This window comes from Actinoplanes sp. NPDC048967 (genome assembly GCF_040649415.1).
Taxonomy (GTDB): Bacteria; Actinomycetota; Actinomycetes; order Mycobacteriales; family Micromonosporaceae; genus Actinoplanes.
Genome location: NZ_JBEZFL010000011.1, coordinates 100016 through 117270, shown reverse-complemented (window position 1 = coordinate 117270; position 17255 = coordinate 100016). Strand labels below are relative to the sequence as shown.

The following is a 17255-nucleotide window of genomic DNA, read 5'->3' as shown; positions in this document are numbered from 1 at the left end:
TCAGCGGCTCGTGGCGTCGGGACGGGAGCCCGCGACGTCGCTGTCGTGGTTGTTGATCTGCTGGTTGGGGACCTTGGGCTCGTCCGCCGGGGTGCTCGCGCCCTCGCTGCGGACCGGGTTCTCGCCGAGCAGGTCGGCGAAGAGGGCACGGTAGTGGACCAGCGCCTGCCGCAGGTCCTCGGTGTCCGCCTGGCCGTTCTTGCTGCGCTCGCTGATGGCGTGGGCGTCGCGGTAGTGCTCGAGCGTGCGGGCGTGCTCGACGGAGAGGGTGGCGAGCTGGTCGTCGTAGTCGCCGGTCGGGTAGCCGCGCTCGGCGATGAGCCGGGTGGTCAGCTCGTCGGCGGTCGACACGGCGGTCTCGGGCGCGTCCACGAACTGGATCTGCACCTCTTCCCAGGCCACCGAGTACTTCGCCTTGGACTCGGCGGACAGCGGCTTGAGCTCGAGCTCGGCATGCCGCTTCTCGCGCTCGCGCAGTTCACGCTCGGCATCGGTACGGCTGTCGGCGTCGGCGACGACACGGTCGTACTCGGGCCCGAAGGTCTGCTGCAGCTTCTTGCGGCGGCCGGCCCGCACCGCGAGCAGAATCGCGGCGACGATCACCAGCACGACGATGATCAGGACGATGGTGAGCCAAGCGGACATGGCGTTCCTCCTTCTTCACCCGGAGGTATGCCCACTCAACCAGGGTCATCAATCCGATTCCAGGTGCCGGGGTGAAATCCTCCTCGCGCGCGTCTGAGCGCGGGCCCGGGCCGCTTCGACCACTTGGCGGGTGCTTTGTGGAGATCCATGGCACACCGGCGAGGTGGCTGGGAGCGCATCCATTCCGTATTCTGCCGGAGGCGCACGCAGCACCGATGTCAACGGCCGTCAATCCCTCGTCCGTGGTCACCCGGTTCAGCGTGCCGACGGTCCTGTAATCCCCTCGGGCGGAGTCTGATGCGAACCCGCAACTGGTCGATCCGTTCGAAGATCATCGCGCTCGCCGCGGTCCCGCTGACCGCCCTGCTGGCGCTGTGGGTCTTCGCCACGGGCGTGACCGCCGGCCCGGCGTTGAAGCTGCTCTCGGCGCAGACCCTGGTCGACAAGGTCGGCTCGCCCGGTGAGCGGCTGGTCGGTCAGCTCCAGCTGGAACGGCGGCTCTCTGTCGCGTACCTGTCGGACGACCAGGCCGTCCCGCCCGCGCTGGTCGCCCAGCGCGCCTCGACCGACCGCGCGGCCGCGGATTTCCGCCGCTCGGCGGGCAGCGCCGATGCCCAGGACGCCGCCGACGACGTGCTGCGCACCCGCATCCGGCAGCTGGTCTCCGACCTCGACGGCCTGAACGAGAACAGGCAGCACATCGACCGCCGCGAGGTCGACGCGCTCGGCGCGCAGAACCTCTACAACAGCATGGTGGAGTCCGGTTTCCGGATGTTCGTCGCCACCGCGGCCTTCGGCGACGAGCGGATCGACCGCAAGATCCGCGCGGTGGTCACCATCGCCCGCGGCCAGGACTACCTCAGCCGGACCAACTCCCTGGTCGGCGGCGCGCTGGCGGCCGGCGAGCTCAGCGCGCCCGCCCGCAACGACCTGGTGCAGGCGATCAGCATGTCCCGCTTCCTGCTCGCCGAGGGCGTCACCGACCTGCCCGCGCAGGACCGCACGGCATACCAGAAGCTCAGCACCGGCGCGTCGTTCAGCCGGCTCAGCGAGCTGCAGGACGAGCTGCTCAGCGACAGCCGGCCCGGCACCGCGCTGCCGATCACCGCGGCGGAGTGGCGGCCCACGTTCGACACGGCGACCCAGCAGCTGACCGCGTTCGAGGTCAACGCCGTCGCGGCGCTGCCCGGCGACGCCCGGCCGGTCGCCGTGGACGTGCTGGTCCGCCTCGGCCTGGCCGGCCTGCTCGGTCTGATCGCCTTCATCATCTCGATCATCGTGTCGGTGCGGGTCGGCCGGTCCATGGTCGGCCGGCTGACCCGGCTGCGCGGCGAGGCCCTGGAGATGGCCGGCGAGCGACTGCCGACGGTGGTCAAGCGCCTGCAACGCGGCGAGGCCGTCGACGTCGAGGTCGAGACGCCACCCCTGGAGTACGGCCGGGACGAGATCGGTCAGCTGGGCCGCGCGTTCAACGAGGTCCAGCGCACGGCCGTGCAGTCAGCGGTCGAGGAGGCGAACGTCCGCCGCGGCATCAACGAGGTCTTCCTCAACATCGCCCGGCGCAGCCAGACCCTGCTGCACCGCCAGCTGGCCCTGCTGGACAAGATGGAGCGGCGCGAGACCGAGCCGGACGAGCTCGAGGACCTGTACCGCGTCGACCACCTCGCCACCCGCATGCGCCGGCACGCCGAGGACCTGGTGATCCTGGCCGGCGCCGCCCCGGGCCGCGGCTGGCGCAACCCGGTGCCGGTGATCGACGTCGTCCGCGGCGCGATCAGCGAGGTCGAGGACTACAAGCGGGTCGACATCGTCTCGACCGAGTCGTCGGCGGTGCTGGGCCGGGCCGTCGGTGACGTCATCCATCTGCTGGCCGAGCTGCTGGAGAACGCGGCGTCGTTCTCACCGCCGCAGACCCGGGTCCAGGTGGTCGGCCAGGTCCTGCCCAACGGGTACGCGCTGGAGATCGAGGACCGCGGCCTGGGCATGTCCCCCGAGGCGCTCGCCGAGGCCAACCGCAAGCTGCTCGAACCGCCGGACTTCGATCCCGCCGACAGTGCCCGGTTGGGCCTGTTCGTGGTGGCCCAGCTCGCCGACCGGCACGGCATCCGCGTCTCGCTGCGACCCAGCGGCTACGGCGGCGTGACAGCGGTCGTGCTGATCCCCGGTGAGCTGGTCACGACCGGCCAGGGCCAGGCCGCGCTGCCGGCCGGCCCGACCCCGCCGGACACGTCCTGGGACCGGCCGCTGGTCGGCACGGGCACCGAGGACCCGGCCCGCAGCTCCCTCGGGGCACTGCAATGGCAGGGCACCGAGCAGGTCCGCTCGATCGCGATGACCGGCCGCCCGGTGACCATCAACGGTACGGCGACCGCGGGTCCCGAGCTGACCGACGACACCGTGCGGCCCGGTTCGGACCGGCCCGAGCCGGCCACCGCGACGGGGGCCGACGTGGGCGACCCGACCCGGCCGCTGAGCAGGCACACCCTCGGCCTGCCCGACACCCCGGTGGCCGCGCCGGCCGAGCTGGCCGCGACGCTCGGTGGCCCGGCGCCCAGCGCGGTCGTGGACGGACTGACCGAGGACGGGCTGGTGCAGCGGCGCCGCACGAAGCCGCGGCGGGGGAGCGGTCAGCGGGCGGCCCCGCCGGCCCTGCTGCCACCCAATCTCACCTCGCCGGACGGTCTCGCGAGCGCGCCCGGTTCCGCCGTCCCTGGTTCTTCTGTCCCGGGGTCTGCTGCCGCTGGATTCCCCGCGCCTGGTTCTTCCGCGCCGGCCAACCCGCCGCCGCCGGCGTCGCTGAGCTCGGACTTCCCATCTGCGGGGAACGGCCGGACGACGACCAACGGCAACGGACTGACCGGCGCCGGCCTCAACGTGCCGGGCGTGGGCGGTCCGGCCTCGGATGGTCCTGGCCTGGACGGCCCGGCCCTGGACGGTGCCGGCCTGGACGGCTCCGGTTCGACCGGGCCCGGCTCGGATGGGCTGAGTTTCGATGCCCCGCTCCGGCACGGCGAAGGTCCGGCGATGCTGGGCACTCCGCCACAGGTGCCGCCGCGAATCCCGTCGCCCCGGGTCGCCCCGGAAGCGGTGCCCGGAGCCCCGAACGCGATGCCCGGAGCGGTGCCCGGAGCCCCGAAGGCCGTGCCTGGAGCCCGGAAGGGGATGCCCCCGGTCGCCCCGGCGATGCCCAAGGACGCGCCGGCCGACGATCAGTCAGCTGACGAGGCCGACGAGCCACTGCTGCCGCGCCGCGTCCGTCAGGCCAGCCTCGCCCCGCAGCTGCGGGGACCGGTGGCCGAGCAGACCGCGGCCCCGTCACGTTCGCCGGAGCAGGTCCGGTCCCTGATGAGCGCGCTGCAGCAGGGCACCACCCGAGGCCGGCGCGAGGCAGCCGGACTGGCCGCCGCGGCGGCCGGCAGTGCACCGGACGACCGGGCAAGCAATGGTCCGGAAACTGACAAACAGCAGACGGTTGGGGAGCCGATGTGGTCCGAGGCGGCTACCGTCATTTTCCCGGCAGTGCAGGACCCGGTGGCGGCCGGATCCGACAACAGCACAGACAACGCGCCCGAAAATCACGAGAACCGGCCGGATAAGGACGCATAAGTGGGATACACGACAAACCAGAGTGCCAACCTCACCTGGCTGCTCGACGACCTGATCGAGCGAGTGCCCTCCGCGCAGCAGGCGGTGGTGCTGTCGGCGGACGGGCTCATGATGGGCGCCTCGGCGGCGCTGAGCCGGGAGGACGCCGAGCACCTGTCGGCGATGGCGGCGGGCTTCCAGAGCCTGGCCAAGGGCGCGAGCCGGCACTTCCGGGCCGGCCCGGTGCGCCAGACCGTGGTCGAGATGGAGGACGCGTTCCTCTTCGTCACGGCCGCCGGGCTGGGCGCCTGCCTGGCGGTGCTGGCGGCCAGCGACGCGGACCTGGGCCTGATCGCGTACGAGATGGCCATGCTCGTCACCCGGGTCGGGCAGACGATGGATGCGCCGGAACGGCCTGCCGGGTCCGATGCCCGCTGACCGACGGCCCTCGCACGAGTGGGGTCCGGCGCCGGCGGAACCGCGGGCGCCGCACACCTGGGAAGGCGGGCACCGGGCCGACCCGCTGCGGGCCCCGCACGACTGGATGGACCAGGATGCGGGTCCGGTGGTCCGGCCGTATGCGGTCACCCAGGGCCGGGTCGCCCCTTCCGGCGGCGAGTTCGACCTGGTCGCCTTCGTGGTGGCGACCGTGCCCGACGCGCCGCCGGCACCGTCGCTGCAACCGGAGCATCATGCTCTGGTCGGCGCGGCGTGGGAGCCCACGTCCGTCGTGGAACTAGCCTCCAAACTGGACCTCTCCATCGGGGTCGTCCGGGTCTTGCTGGGTGATCTACGCTCGGCGGGATTGATTTCGCTCTACGAACCCCCCGCGGCCTCTCAGCCGCACGACGTCGACGTACTCAAGGCGGTTGTCAATGGACTCCGTGCGCTCTGACCGAGACGGCACGCGCTCGCGTATCCCGGTCGCGCTCAAGATCCTCATCGCCGGCGGGTTCGGTGCGGGCAAGACCACCATGGTCGGCTCGGTCAGCGAGATCCGGCCGTTGCAGACCGAGGAGGTGCTGACCGGTGTCGAGGGCGCCGACGACACCTCGGGCGTCGAGGGCAAGCGGACGACGACCGTCACCATGGACTTCGGTCGCATCACGATCACCGAGGATCTGCAGCTCTATCTGTTCGGCACGCCGGGGCAGGACCGTTTCTGGTTCCTCTGGGACGAGTTGTCGCAGGGTGCGCTCGGTGCCGTCGTACTGGCCGACACCCGGCGGCTGGCGGACTGCTTCCCGTCGATCGACTATTTCGAGCAGCGCGGCACGCCGTTCGTCGTGGCGGTGAACTGCTTCGACTCCGACCGGCGCTTCGGCGCGAAGGCCGTGGCCAAGGCGCTGGATCTGGATCCCGATGTGCCGGTGGTGGAGTTCGACGCCCGGGAGCCGCTGGCCGCCCGCAACGTGCTGATCGAGCTGGTCGAGTACGTGGCCCGCCGGCAGCTGCTGGCGGCCGGCGCCCGCTGAGGTCGCCGGCGCGGCGTCAGCCGTAGTGCTGCGCTGACGGGTACGGCGCCGGCCAGCCGCCGGGCGGGGTGCCGTGCTGCGCGACCGGCAGGCAGATCAGCTTCGAGGAGAGCCGGTTCACCGCGCGCATCGGCAGCACGCCGCGGATGACGAGGTCCTCGGGCTGGGCGTACGGGCCGCGGTTGAGCCGGTCGATCACGATCCCGTGGGCCTGCTCGGAGCTGATCCCGGGCAGCCGGGCCAGTTCGTTGCCGGGCACGTGGTTCACGTCGACCAGGCCGCCGTCGTCGAAGGCGCGCATCAGGTCCGGCCGGCCGATGCCGAGGGCGCGGGCCCGTTCCGGGTCGAAGGTGGCGAACTGGCGGGCCTGGTCGCGCAGGGTTCGGCTGCGCGGGCTGTCACCCGGGTGGGACGCCAGCACCGCGCCGTGCACCGCCGAGGCGATGGCGATCACAGCGAACATCGTGAAGGCGATCCACTCGGTCGGGTTCAGGTCGGGGCTGTCGACCGGGCTCGGATTCGACGCGGCGATCACGAAGGCCACCACGAACAGCGCCGCGTAGCCCAGGGCGAAGAGGAACTGGCGTCGCTCCTGGCGGCGGATGCCCGCGTACACGAAGTAGATCCAGCTGCCGAACGAGCAGATGATGATCGGCAGCACGGCGGCCATGATCACCTCGCCGACCGGGAACCGTTTGCGGGGCGGCGCGTACGCCGGCGGCGCCGGCGGCGCCAGTCCCCAGGCCGCCGCACCGATGGGGTATCGCGCCGGGCCGGGCGCGGGCCGCCGGTCCGGCACCACCTCGGTGACGTCCGGAGGCACGTACTGCTGCACGTAACCACCCGGCGGGGCGACCACGGCCGAGGCCGCGGGCCGGGCGTTCTCCGGGGAGGCGCGCGGCGCCGGGATGTCGTCGCTGTCGGCCCACGGATCGACCGGCTCGGAGTAGAACGGCTCGCCGCGCAGGATCTTCCGGTGCGTCTCCTGCATCCGTTCGCCCGGCTCGACGCCGAACTCCTCCAGGAAATAGGCCCGGGCGTCGCGGAACGCGGCCAGCGCCTCGGCCTGCCGGCCGCCCTGGTGCAGCGCGATCATCAGCTGCGCGCGCAGCCCCTCGCGGAGCGGGAACTGCTCGACCAGCCGTACGAGGTCCGGCATCAGCCCGGTGTGGTTGCCCCGGGCCAGCTCGATGTCGGCCCACTTCTCCCACGCGGTGGCCCGCGCCTCGGTGAGCCGGGTGCGGGCGGAGTCGAAGGCGGGCCCGGTCAGCCCGGCCAGCGCTTCACCCCGCCACAGCTGCAACGCCCGGCGCAAGGTGTCGGCCGCCTCGGCGAGCTGCCCGGCCTTGCGTTCGGTGGTGGCCTGGGCCAGGCCGGCCTGGAACCGGTCGGCGTCCAGGGCGCCCGCGTCGACGCGCAGGACGTACCCGCCGTTGGCCAGCGCGATCAGCTCACCCGGGGTCCGCGGCGAGCGGTCCGGCTCCAGCACCCGGCGCAACCCGGCCACGTATTTCTGGACCACGTTGGAGCCGTTCTCCGGGGGCTCGTCACCCCAGACGGCGTCGACGATCTGGTGGCTCGGCACCGGCCGGCCGGCGTTCAGCAGCAGCACGGCGAGCACCGCACGCTGCTTCGCCGGCCCGAGATCGACCTCCTCGGTGCCGCGCAGAGCGCGTACGTCACCGAGGATCTCGAACCGCAGTGCGGGGTCCGACGGTGTTGCGGTCACCGCGATACCCCCCTTGAGCAGCCCGTACGGGAAACGGCAGCGGAACGGCAGCCGGCAGCAGCATAGCGGCAGCCCGGCGGCAGCACTGTCACCCAGGCTTCACTGCGTCAACTCGACAAGGCGGACCGGCCGGGCCGGCCGCCGCGGGAGAGAAAGCGATGACGTGATGAATGTTTCTGAGGCTCGGTTGGCCGGTCTGGGTGTCCTGCTCGCGGTGAGCGTCGCGGCCGGTGGCTGTGGTGTCGCGGACGCCGTCGAGGACGCGGCCGGGCCCGCCTCGGCCAAGCCGCTCGCACCGCGGGACGCCCTGCTGAAGTCCCTGCCGGACGCTTCGACCGGCAGCTTCCGGTTCGAGGTGGAAGACGGCGAGACCCCGACCGTCGGGGAGTTCGACGCGAGCAAGCAGAGCTACCGGGTCGGCTTCCGGTACAAGGAACCGGACGCGGGCTTCACGCTGCACTCGGACTACCTGGTGGTGAAGAAGCAGTCCTGGATCAAGATCCGCTTCACCGGTACGGAGGGGCTGAGCGGTCTGCCCAAACTGCCCAAGAAGTGGATGCTGCTCGACCCGGCCAAGGTCAAGACCGACGACGTGCCGGTGGCCTACGACAACGAGACAGATCCGGGCGAGGCCGGTGTGGTGCTGCGGGCCATCGTCGACGTCCAGCAGACCACCGCCGGGCACTTCGCCGGCACGACCGACCTGACCCAGCTGGGCGACTCGTCGGTGGTCGAGCCGGCCCGGCTGAAAGCGCTGGGGGACAAGGCCAAGGCGGTGCCGTTCGAGGCGACGGTGGACGGCGAGGGACGGCTGACCTCGACGGTCGTGCGGATCCCGGCCGCGGGCAAGACCAAGGCCAGCAGCTACGAGATCACCTATGCCGATTACGGCAAGACCCCCACGCCGGTCCCGCCGGCGGCGGACGAGCAGCAGCCGGCGACCAGGGCCGCCTACGAGCTGATCAACGCCTGAGGTACGGGGGACAGCGGCGGTCGCGCGGGTCTGACGGGGGTCCGCGCGCCCGCCGCCCACCCGTGATTGGATCTGGGGCATGGGCGCGAATCACGAGTACGTCTTCCTCGGCTGCTACACCGGTGAGAGTGGTGGCGAGGGGGAGGGCATCGCGCTGTTGCGGCGTGACCGGGCCACCGGCGAGCTGACCCGGCTGGGCGTCGTCGCCCGTACCCCGTCGCCGTCCTTCCTGGCCCAGCACCCCCGGCTGCCGGTGCTGTACGCGGTGAACGAGCTGGACGCGGGCACGGTGAGCGCGTTCGCGATCGCGGAGGACGCGTCATTGACCCCGCTGGCTGTGCAGTCCACCGGCGGCTCGGCCCCGTGTCACCTCGCGGTCTCGGCCGACGCCCGCCACCTGCTGGTGGCCAACTACCTCAGCGGCGATGTGTCCGTGCACCCGCTGGACGTCGATGGTGTGCCGGGCGAGCGTTGTGACCTGCTCCGGTTCGAGGGGCAGGGTCCGGTGGGGGACCGCCAGGAGGGGCCGCACGCGCACATGGTCGCGCCGGTTGCGTTCGGCCCGGACGTGCTGATCTCCGATCTGGGCTCGGACCGGGTGTGGCGGGCCCGGCTCGACCCGGTGTCCGGCCGGTTGACGCTGGTCGGCGCCGCGATCGTGGCGACGCCCGGCACCGGTCCGCGCCACCTGCGGTATGCGCTCGACGGCGCGTTGCTGCTGGTGGGCGAGCTCACCGGCGACCTGACCTGGTACCGACCGGACACTTCGGACGGCCGGCTGCAACTGGCCGGCGGGGCGGCGAGCAGCTCCGACAAGTCGAACTATCCTTCGGAGCTGGCGACCGGCCGCGACGGCCGCTTCGTGTACGTGGCCAACCGCGGGCCCGACACGGTCGCGGTGTTCGCCTGGGAACCCGACGGCGGCACTGTGGTTGCCGAGGTGGCGACCGGCGGGCAGTGGCCGCGGCACCTCGCCCTGCTCGGGGATCACCTGTACGTAGCCAACGAGCGTTCACATAACGTCACGATCTTCCGGATCGACCCGGACACCGGCATCCCGCAGGCCCAGGGCGATCCGGTGGTCGAGGGAAGTCCGACGTGCGTACTGCGCTGGAATCCGGTCACCCGGTAGCCTGCACGGCCCGGATTGGCTTCATCACGTAACGTGAATTAAGTACGGGAAAACCCCAATCCGAGTAACTTTCGGCCGAACGTATATGGCATTCGCGTCTCCTACTGCGCAGTATGGAGCGCGTGTCAGGCCGCCATCGCAGAAACTTCAATCTCAGAGGAGCCGGCGTCGTCGCATCAGCGATGGCGATCGTTGTCGTCCTCGCTGGTTCCTGGCTCGGCTATCAGAGTCTCGCCGCGGACAAGTGCTCCGGTCAGATCAAGCTGACCGTCGCTGCCGCTCCCGAGATCGCCCCCGCCGTGGACCGCGCTGCTCAGCAGTGGGCTTCCGGTGGTGCCAGTGTCAACGGAACCTGTGTCGCCGTGAACGTGACCGGTGTCAACCCCGCGACCACGGCCTCGGCCCTGGCGCTCAAGCACGGTGTCACGCTCACCGGTCTTCCCCCGGCGGGTAAGTCGTCGCTGGTCCCGGACGTGTGGCTGCCGGACTCGTCGACCTGGCTGCTGCGGCTGCGCTCCGAGGCCTCCGGCTTCGTGCCCACCGACGGCAAGTCGATCGCCCGCAGCCCGGTCGTGGTCGCCATGCCGGAGCCGGTCGCCCAGCAGGTCGGCTGGCCCGACAAGAAGCTCGCCTGGTCCGACCTGCTGGCCAAGATCACCACCGGCAACTCGCTGCGCACCGGCATCGTGGACCCGACCCGTGACGCGGCCGGGCTGGCCGGTCTGCTGGCTCTGGGCAGCGCCACCGGCACCGACCCGGCGGCCAAGGCCACCCAGGTCGGTGCCCTGCGCGCGCTCGCCGCCGGCAGTTCCTCGCTGCGCGACGACCTGCTGCAGAAGTTCCCCCGTTCGCTCGACGCGGCCGACCTGGCCAGCAGCATCAGCGCCGCACCGCTGTCCGAGGAGGACGTGGTCGCGTACAACGCGGAACGCCCGGAGGTGAAGCTCGCCGCGCTCTACCTCGAGCCGACCCCGCCGGCGCTGGACTACCCGTACGCGGTCATGCCCGAGGTCGATCTGACCAAGGCCGCGGCCGCGACCGGTCTGCGCCAGGCGCTGGAGCAGCCCAGCTTCAAGAACGAGCTGGCCGCTTCGGGCCTGCGGGCCGCCGACGGCACGGTCGGCAACGGCTTCGCGGCCCCGGTCGGCGCGCCGCCGGCCTCACCCGCCGTGGCCAAGCCCGCCGGTGGTTCCGAGGGCGCCGCCGCGGCGGGCCTGGACGCCGGCGCGCTCAACCGGGCGCTGGGCAGCTGGGCCGCGATCACCCTGCCGGGCCGCGCGCTCGCCGTCTTCGACGTCTCCGGCTCGATGCTCACCAAGGTGCCGACGGCCGGTGGCCTGACCCGCGCCGAGGTGACCAGACGGGCCGCCGCCCAGGGCCTCGCCCTGTTCGACGACAAGTGGGCGGTCGGCACCTGGATCTTCTCCACCGAGCTGGTGGGGAAGCGGCCGTGGAAGCAGATCGAGCCGATCAGTCCGCTCTCCTCGCGGCGGGCCGCGCTGGCCGCCTCGATCCAGAAGATCCAGCCCAAGGAGGGCGGCCAGACCGGTCTCTACGACACGGCGCTGGCGGCCTACCGGAACGTGCAGGACAGCTGGCAGGGCGGCAGGGTCAACTCGGTGCTGCTCTTCACCGACGGGGCCAACAAGAACCCCGACGGCATCAGCCGGGCCACCCTGGTCGCCGAGCTCAAGAAGCTGGCCGACCCGACCCGCCCGGTGCGCCTGGTGATCATCGGTATCGGCAACGAGGTCGACCGCGGCGAGCTGGAAGCGATCGCCAAGGCGACCCGCGACGGCGGCGTGTTCGTCGCGCCCGACCCCGCGAAGATCGCCGACATCTTCCTCGAGGCGATCTCGTCCCGTTCGGGTGCCAAGAGCTGACCCGTTGACAGGCACCACGGCCGCCGGTTCCCGCGAGGGAGCCGGCGGCCGTCTCAGTTCGTCGTGCCGCCGGTCCAGTCGAGACAGACGGCCACCGCGTCGTCGTCCAGGTCACCGCCGACGAAGGCCCGCAGATCACCCAGCAGCGAGCGGATCGCCTGCAACGGGGCCAGCGAACCGGTCCGCCGGACGAACCGGTGCAACGCGGACTCGCCGTAGCGGTTGTTGTCCGTGGCGGCATCGAAGACGCCGTCGCTGACGATCAGGAGCCGGTCGCCCGGGCGCAGGGTGAAGGTCTGCGGCCGGTACTCCGAGGTCTCGAACATGCCGAGCGGGAACTGCGCCTCCAGCGGCTCGTCCTGCACCTCGCCGTCGCGCAGCACCATCATCCGCGGCGAGCCGGCGTCCACCGCCTGCACCACCCCGGTCCGCAGGTCGAGCTCCAGCAGCAGCGTCTCCACGTGCTGGTCGCCGCGGTGCTGGGCGAAGACCGCCTGATCGGCGAGGGCGGCCTGGTCGGCCAGCGCCAGCCCGGCGCGGCGGGCATTGCGCAACGCGTACGTGGCCAGCGACGTCAACAGGGCGGCGTTCATCCCGTCGCCGTGGCCGTTGAGAACGTTCAGGTAGAGCCGCCCGTCCTGCTCGGCCCAGTCGAAGCTGTCGCCGTGCACCGCGTACGACGGCTCGAGCTGCCCGGCCAGGCTGAACGACGGGCCGGTGCGGCTGCGCCCGGGCAGCAACTCCCACTGCATCTCCGCCGCTAGCGTGAGGCGCCTGGTGCGGGCGGCGACGGCGTACCGGTCTGTGCCGGCGGCCGCCGCCTGCAACTCGTGCGCGAGCATCGAGGCCACCTCGGCCAACTCGGCTCGCGTGCCGTCCGAGTCGGGCACCGGTGTGAAGCGCAGCACCCCGATCCGTTCGCCGCGGGCGGTCACCGGCGCGAAACCGGTGTGCCCGGCGACGACCTCACCCTGGTGGTCGAACGCGCGCCACGCCGGATCGCCGGCCCGGGTGACCGGTGGGCCGTCGAGCAGCGGCAGCAGGGTGGCCAGGCGGTAATCGACCAGCAGCAGATCGAGGTCGGTCACCGCGTACTCCTTGGCGACGGCCTCCGCGAGGCACTCGACCAGGCGATCGGCCGGCGCGTCGCGCAGCGCGCGCCGGACCGCGGTCAATCGGTCGGACACGGTTTCCACCCCTCGACAGCCTGCGGCGTACGGGTAGTCTCTGTCGCACCATGGCCGAACACCATGGGCCGGATGGGCCGGACCCGATGCGCGCCGCGGCAGTCGACGACGCTGCGCCCGCGCTGCTGGCGATGTGGGATGCCGCCCGCCAGCGGGCCACCCCGCTGCTCTCCGGCCCACAGCTGAGCGCCCTGCTCGTGGTCGAACGCGAGGAGGGCATCAACCTGCGCGGCCTGGCGACGCAGCTGCGGATGATCCTCTCCTCGGCCAGCCGGCTCTGCGACCGCTTGGTGGCCTCGGGCATGGTGGAACGCGCGCCGGGCCGGGCGGACCGCCGCGAGATCGCGTTGTTCCTGACACCGTCGTCCCGCCAGCTGCTTGAACACCTGCGCACCACCCGCCGTGAGCTGCTGACCGACGTGCTGGAGCGGATGACGCCCACCGGCCGGGCCGCACTGCTGCGCGGCCTGACCGAATTCGCCGCCGCGGCCGACGAGGCGCCGGGCTCGGCCGCCCGCTCGGCCTGAGTTTACGGCCGAGACCGGTCCGGCGCGGCGTGCTCACCGCGTGAGCCCACCCACCACCGGGCCGCCGAGGGCCCGCTCACCCCTCAGCTGCTGCTACCCGTCGGTCGCGGGTCCGGAGACAACGCAGCCGGCGAGTTCCTGGCCGTGGCTGCCAGCGGAGCAGCGGCCCTGATCTCCAGATCATCGCCTGGTGAGCCGCGCCGCGCGACGGCCGCAGCGACCCGGAATCACGGCCGGCGGCCGGCCAGCCAGGCCGCGGGATCGTCAAGGACGCCACGCAGCACCGACCCGGCCGCCCCCAGCATCGCCGCGTCCGGCCCCAGCGCCGCAGCCCGCAGCTCCACCGGCGACCAGGCGGCGGTGAGCACCCGCCGACCCGCCTCAGCCGCGATGCCGTCCCGCAACCAGGGCAGCAGCGACGCGTAGCTGCCGCCGAGCACGATCGTCCGGACATCGAGCAGATTGACCACGGTAGCGATGGCCATACCCAGCGCAGCGCCGGCAGCCGTCAGCGCGGTCAGCGCGTCAGGCTTCCCGGCCGTCGCCGCCGCGGCCAGTGCGCTGACCGTGCCCACGCCAGCGGCGCGGAGCACAGCCTCCTGGCCGGCGTACTGCTCAAGGCACCCCCGGGCGCCGCACCGGCAGCTCGGCCCGTCGGAGTTGATCGGGATGTGCCCGATCTCCCCGCTCCAGCCCCGGGAGCCCCGGTACAGCGCGCCGTCCAGCACGATGCCGGCGCCGATGCCGATCTCGCCGCTGACGTAGACGAAGTCCTGGGGGAGTTCGCCGACGTCGAGCTCGCCCAGCGCGGCCAGGTTGGCCTCGTTGTCGACGGTCATCGCCAGCCCGTCGGGCAGGTCTCCGACGGTGACGTCCTGCCAGCCGAGGTTGGGGGCGATCCGCACCATGCCGTCGGCGGCGACCAGGCCCGGCACGGCGAGCACCGCGCCGGCCACGGTCAGCCCGTCCGCCTCCGCGAGCGCCCGGGCCCGGGCGGCGAGCCGGCCCAGTCCGGCGAGCGCGGCCTGCGGATCCTGGAGGCGCTGATCGCCGGGCTCCACGAGGCGGTGCCGGATCGCGCCGGTGAGGTCGACGACACAGGCGCCCCGGTAGTCGACGTTGATCTCCAGGCCCAGGCCGGCCGGGCCGTCCGGCGCCACCACCAGGCCGACGGCGGGCCGGCCGGCTCCGGTGCGGGGTGCCGGCTCGCGTTCGGTGAGCAGGGCGCCGGTGACGAGGTCGTCGACGAGTGCGGAGACGGTGGCCCGGGTGAGCCCCGTGGCCGCGGACACCGATGCCCGAGATATCGGATCTGGGCTGTTCGCCACGGTACGCAGCACCAGCGCGAGATTATGGGCCCGCACGCTCGATTGCCGGACCGGGGATCCCGTAGCACTCATCATCCGGCCCGTCACACCCTTGACAATGCCACACCGCGGTCAAATAATTCAACCAATAAACAAATCGAAACTGTTACGTGGAGGTAACCGTGTCGGTCCAGCCCACCCGCGAAGACAAGTTCTCCTTCGGTCTCTGGACCGTCGGCTGGACTGCCCGTGACCCCTTCGGCGACGCCACCCGCACCGACCTCGACCCGATCGAGGCGGTGCACAAGCTGGCCGAGCTCGGGGCGTACGGCATCACCTTCCACGACGACGACCTGGTGCCGTTCGGCTCCGACGCGTCCACCCGCGACGGGATCATCGCCAACTTCAAGAAGGCCCTCGAAGAGACCGGCCTGATCGTGCCGATGGTGACGACCAACCTGTTCACCCACCCCGTTTTCAAGGACGGCGGCTTCACCAGCAACGACCGCAGCGTCCGCCGGTACGCGCTGCGCAAGGTCCTGCGCAACATGGACCTCGCCGCCGAGCTGGGCGCCAAGACGCTGGTGTTCTGGGGCGGCCGGGAGGGCGCCGAGTACGACGTGGCCAAGGACGTCCAGGCCGCGCTCGACCGCTACCGCGAGGGCCTCAACCTGCTCGCCCAGTACTCCGAGGACAAGGGCTACGGCCTGCGCTTCGCCATCGAGCCCAAGCCCAACGAGCCCCGCGGCGACATCCTGCTCCCCACGGCCGGGCACGCCATCGCGTTCATCAACGACCTCGAGCGTCCCGAGCTGTTCGGCATCAACCCCGAGGTCGGCCACGAGCAGATGTCGAACCTCAACTACACCCAGGGCATCGCCCAGGCCCTGTGGCACGGCAAGCTCTACCACATCGACCTGAACGGCCAGCACGGTCCCAAGTTCGACCAGGACCTCGTCTTCGGCCACGGCGACCTGCTCAGCGCGTTCGCCACGGTGGACCTGCTGGAGAACGGCAGCCCCGGCGGCGGCCCCGGCTACGACGGCCCCCGGCACTTCGACTACAAGCCGTCGCGCACCGAGGACTACTCGGGCGTGTGGGAGTCGGCCAAGGCCAACATGCGCATGTACCTGCTGCTCAAGGAGCGCGCGGCGGCCTTCCGGGCCGACCCGGAGGTGCAGGCGGCGCTGGAGGAGGCCAAGGTGCTGGAGCTGTCGAAGCCGACGCTGAACGACGGCGAGAGCTACCAGGATCTGCTCAACGACAAGAGCGCCTTCGAGAACTACGACGTCGACGCGGCCGGTGCCCAGGGCTACCACTTCGTCAAGCTCCACCAGCTCGCCATCGACCACGTGCTGCGCGCACGCTGATCTCTAGCGGAAGATGAACCCCATGACGCTGGTAGCCGGGATCGATTCCTCGACACAGTCCTGCAAGGTGGTCATCCGTGATGCCGAGACCGGCAAGCTGGTCCGGCAGGGGCGGGCGACCCATCCCGACGGGACGGAGGTGCATCCCGACGCCTGGTGGTCCGCGCTGCAACAGGCCATCGACGAGGCCGGCGGCCTGGACGACGTGGCGGCCGCGTCCGTCGCCGGCCAGCAGCACGGCATGGTGGTTCTGGACTCCAACGGCGAGGTCGTCCGCCCGGCGCTGCTGTGGAACGACACCCGCAGCGCCGGGGCCGCGGCCGACCTGATCGAGGACCTCGGCGGCGGCGACGCCGGCCGCCGGGCCTGGGTCGACGCGGTCGGCATCGTGCCCGTGGCCAGCTTCACGCTCACCAAGCTGCGCTGGCTGGCCCGGAACGAGCCGGCGGCGGCCGAGCGGGTGGCGGCGGTCTGCCTGCCGCACGACTGGCTGACCTGGAAGCTCTCCGGTGCGCAGGGCCTGGACACCCTGCGCACCGACCGCAGCGACGCCAGCGGCACGCTGTACTGGTCGGCCAAGGCCAACGAATACCGGCACGACCTGCTCGAACTGGGCTTCGGCCGGCGGCTGCTGGTGCCCGAGGTGCTCGGCCCGACCGGCGTCGCCGGTCACCTGCCCAACGGCGCGCCGCTCGGCCCGGGCGCGGGCGACAACGCCGCGGCCGGCCTCGGCGCGGGAGCGCTGCCCGGTGACGTGATGATCTCCATCGGCACGTCCGGCACGGTGTTCGTCTCCTCCGACGTCGCCCCCGACGACCCGAGCGGCACGGTCGCCGGCTTCGCCGACACCACCGGCCGGTTCCTGCCCATCGTCGTGACGCTGAACGCCGCCCGGGTCCTCGACGCGGCGACCCGGCTGCTCGGCGTCGACCACGAGGAGCTGTCCCGGCTCGCGCTGTCCGCGCCCGCGGGGGCGGACGGGCTGGTGCTGATCCCGTACCTGGAAGGCGAGCGCACCCCGAACCGGCCGAACGCGACCGGTGCCGTGCACGGCCTGACCCTGCGCACGTCGGACCCGGCGCACCTGGCCCGGGCGGCGGTCGAGGGCATGCTGTGCGCGCTCGCCGACGGCCTGGACGCGCTGGTCGCCCAGGGGGCGACGGCCAACCGCATCGTGCTGGTCGGCGGCGGCGCCCGCAGCGAGGCGGTCCGCCGCATCGCGCCGGCCCTCTTCGGCCTGCCGGTGCTGGTCCCGCCGCCCGGCGAATACGTCGCGGACGGGGCCGCCCGCCAGGCCGCGTGGGTCACGGTGGGTGGTGACGCGCCACCGACGTGGTCCGCCGAGACCCCCGAGGTGTACGAGGACAGCAGCGCCCCGATCATCCGGGAGCAGTACGCCGCCGCCCGCGACGCGGTTGTCGACAGGGTGTCCCGCTAACCTC

The 17255-nt window shown here is 72.2% G+C and carries 14 protein-coding genes; 10 read left to right on the top strand and 4 right to left on the bottom strand.

Translation table 11 applies throughout. The features are described from left to right. A complete protein-coding gene (locus AB0C12_RS36910) occupies positions 1-645 on the bottom strand; it encodes a hypothetical protein (protein ID WP_360555013.1) in 645 nt (214 codons plus the stop codon). A 297-nt stretch (positions 646-942) separates the two neighbouring features. Here AB0C12_RS36910 and AB0C12_RS36905 point away from each other — a divergent pair, with 297 nt between their 5' ends. The 4 genes from AB0C12_RS36905 to AB0C12_RS36890 all read left to right on the top strand — a co-directional run bounded on the left by AB0C12_RS36905 (position 943) and on the right by AB0C12_RS36890 (position 5705). Continuing rightward, positions 943-4251 carry a nitrate- and nitrite sensing domain-containing protein gene (locus AB0C12_RS36905; RefSeq protein WP_360555011.1) on the top strand — a complete coding sequence of 1103 codons (3309 nt, stop codon included), beginning with the start codon at positions 943-945 and terminating at the stop codon, positions 4249-4251. After that, a complete protein-coding gene (locus AB0C12_RS36900; protein WP_212989688.1) occupies positions 4252-4668 on the top strand; it encodes a roadblock/LC7 domain-containing protein in 417 nt (138 codons plus the stop codon). It abuts the gene before it with no gap. 106 nt (positions 4669-4774) lie between these two features. Further along, on the top strand, positions 4775-5125 hold the full coding sequence (locus tag AB0C12_RS36895) for a DUF742 domain-containing protein (protein WP_360555403.1): 351 nt from the start codon (positions 4775-4777) through the stop codon (positions 5123-5125). After that, positions 5106-5705 (top strand): ATP/GTP-binding protein, encoded by a 600-nt coding sequence (locus tag AB0C12_RS36890; RefSeq protein ID WP_360555009.1) that lies wholly within the window; start codon positions 5106-5108, stop codon positions 5703-5705. The genes AB0C12_RS36895 and AB0C12_RS36890 overlap by 20 nt, the downstream gene beginning before the upstream one ends. Positions 5706-5721: 16 nt before the next feature. Here the strand turns inward: AB0C12_RS36890 and AB0C12_RS36885 are convergent, their stop codons facing one another. Further along, positions 5722-7434: a BTAD domain-containing putative transcriptional regulator gene (locus AB0C12_RS36885; RefSeq protein ID WP_360555007.1), complete on the bottom strand. Its 1713-nt coding sequence runs from the start codon at positions 7432-7434 to the stop codon at positions 5722-5724. A gap of 166 nt (positions 7435-7600) precedes the next feature. On the opposite strand from AB0C12_RS36885, the gene AB0C12_RS36880 reads away from it, so the two are divergent. The 3 genes from AB0C12_RS36880 to AB0C12_RS36870 all read left to right on the top strand — a co-directional run bounded on the left by AB0C12_RS36880 (position 7601) and on the right by AB0C12_RS36870 (position 11422). After that, positions 7601-8407: a hypothetical protein gene (locus AB0C12_RS36880; protein WP_360555005.1), complete on the top strand. Its 807-nt coding sequence runs from the start codon at positions 7601-7603 to the stop codon at positions 8405-8407. Between the two features lie 79 nt (positions 8408-8486). Beyond that, positions 8487-9539: a lactonase family protein gene (locus AB0C12_RS36875; RefSeq protein WP_360555004.1), complete on the top strand. Its 1053-nt coding sequence runs from the start codon at positions 8487-8489 to the stop codon at positions 9537-9539. 182 nt (positions 9540-9721) lie between these two features. Then, positions 9722-11422: a VWA domain-containing protein gene (locus AB0C12_RS36870; protein WP_360555002.1), complete on the top strand. Its 1701-nt coding sequence runs from the start codon at positions 9722-9724 to the stop codon at positions 11420-11422. Between the two features lie 53 nt (positions 11423-11475). Here AB0C12_RS36870 and AB0C12_RS36865 read toward each other — a convergent pair whose 3' ends face one another. Continuing rightward, a complete protein-coding gene (locus AB0C12_RS36865; RefSeq protein ID WP_360555000.1) occupies positions 11476-12609 on the bottom strand; it encodes a PP2C family protein-serine/threonine phosphatase in 1134 nt (377 codons plus the stop codon). A gap of 50 nt (positions 12610-12659) precedes the next feature. Here AB0C12_RS36865 and AB0C12_RS36860 point away from each other — a divergent pair, with 50 nt between their 5' ends. Continuing rightward, a complete protein-coding gene (locus AB0C12_RS36860; RefSeq protein ID WP_360554998.1) occupies positions 12660-13136 on the top strand; it encodes a MarR family transcriptional regulator in 477 nt (158 codons plus the stop codon). 227 nt (positions 13137-13363) lie between these two features. Here AB0C12_RS36860 and AB0C12_RS36855 read toward each other — a convergent pair whose 3' ends face one another. Next, positions 13364-14536, bottom strand: coding sequence for an ROK family protein (locus AB0C12_RS36855; RefSeq protein WP_360555401.1), 1173 nt, complete (start codon positions 14534-14536; stop codon positions 13364-13366). A gap of 89 nt (positions 14537-14625) precedes the next feature. Between AB0C12_RS36855 and xylA the strand changes: the two genes are divergently transcribed. Together xylA and xylB are read left to right on the top strand one after the other, a co-directional pair. Then, positions 14626-15813: a xylose isomerase gene (xylA, locus tag AB0C12_RS36850; protein ID WP_360554996.1), complete on the top strand. Its 1188-nt coding sequence runs from the start codon at positions 14626-14628 to the stop codon at positions 15811-15813. Between the two features lie 22 nt (positions 15814-15835). Continuing rightward, positions 15836-17251, top strand: a complete 1416-nt coding sequence (xylB, locus tag AB0C12_RS36845) for a xylulokinase (protein WP_360554994.1) — start codon at positions 15836-15838, stop codon at positions 17249-17251. Positions 17252-17255 lie beyond the last annotated feature (4 nt).

Bases quoted from the DNA above. Each gene is read 5' to 3' on its own strand.
- AB0C12_RS36910 (WP_360555013.1), bottom strand. From the start codon at position 645: ATGTCCGCTTGGCTCACCATCGTCCTGATCATCGTCGTGCTGGTGATC.
- AB0C12_RS36905 (WP_360555011.1), top strand. From the start codon at position 943: ATGCGAACCCGCAACTGGTCGATCCGTTCGAAGATCATCGCGCTCGCC.
- AB0C12_RS36895 (WP_360555403.1), top strand. From the start codon at position 4,775: ATGGACCAGGATGCGGGTCCGGTGGTCCGGCCGTATGCGGTCACCCAG.
- AB0C12_RS36890 (WP_360555009.1), top strand. From the start codon at position 5,106: ATGGACTCCGTGCGCTCTGACCGAGACGGCACGCGCTCGCGTATCCCG.
- AB0C12_RS36880 (WP_360555005.1), top strand. From the start codon at position 7,601: ATGAATGTTTCTGAGGCTCGGTTGGCCGGTCTGGGTGTCCTGCTCGCG.
- AB0C12_RS36875 (WP_360555004.1), top strand. From the start codon at position 8,487: ATGGGCGCGAATCACGAGTACGTCTTCCTCGGCTGCTACACCGGTGAG.
- AB0C12_RS36870 (WP_360555002.1), top strand. From the start codon at position 9,722: ATGGCGATCGTTGTCGTCCTCGCTGGTTCCTGGCTCGGCTATCAGAGT.
- AB0C12_RS36860 (WP_360554998.1), top strand. From the start codon at position 12,660: ATGGCCGAACACCATGGGCCGGATGGGCCGGACCCGATGCGCGCCGCG.
- AB0C12_RS36855 (WP_360555401.1), bottom strand. From the start codon at position 14,536: ATGAGTGCTACGGGATCCCCGGTCCGGCAATCGAGCGTGCGGGCCCAT.
- xylB (WP_360554994.1), top strand. From the start codon at position 15,836: ATGACGCTGGTAGCCGGGATCGATTCCTCGACACAGTCCTGCAAGGTG.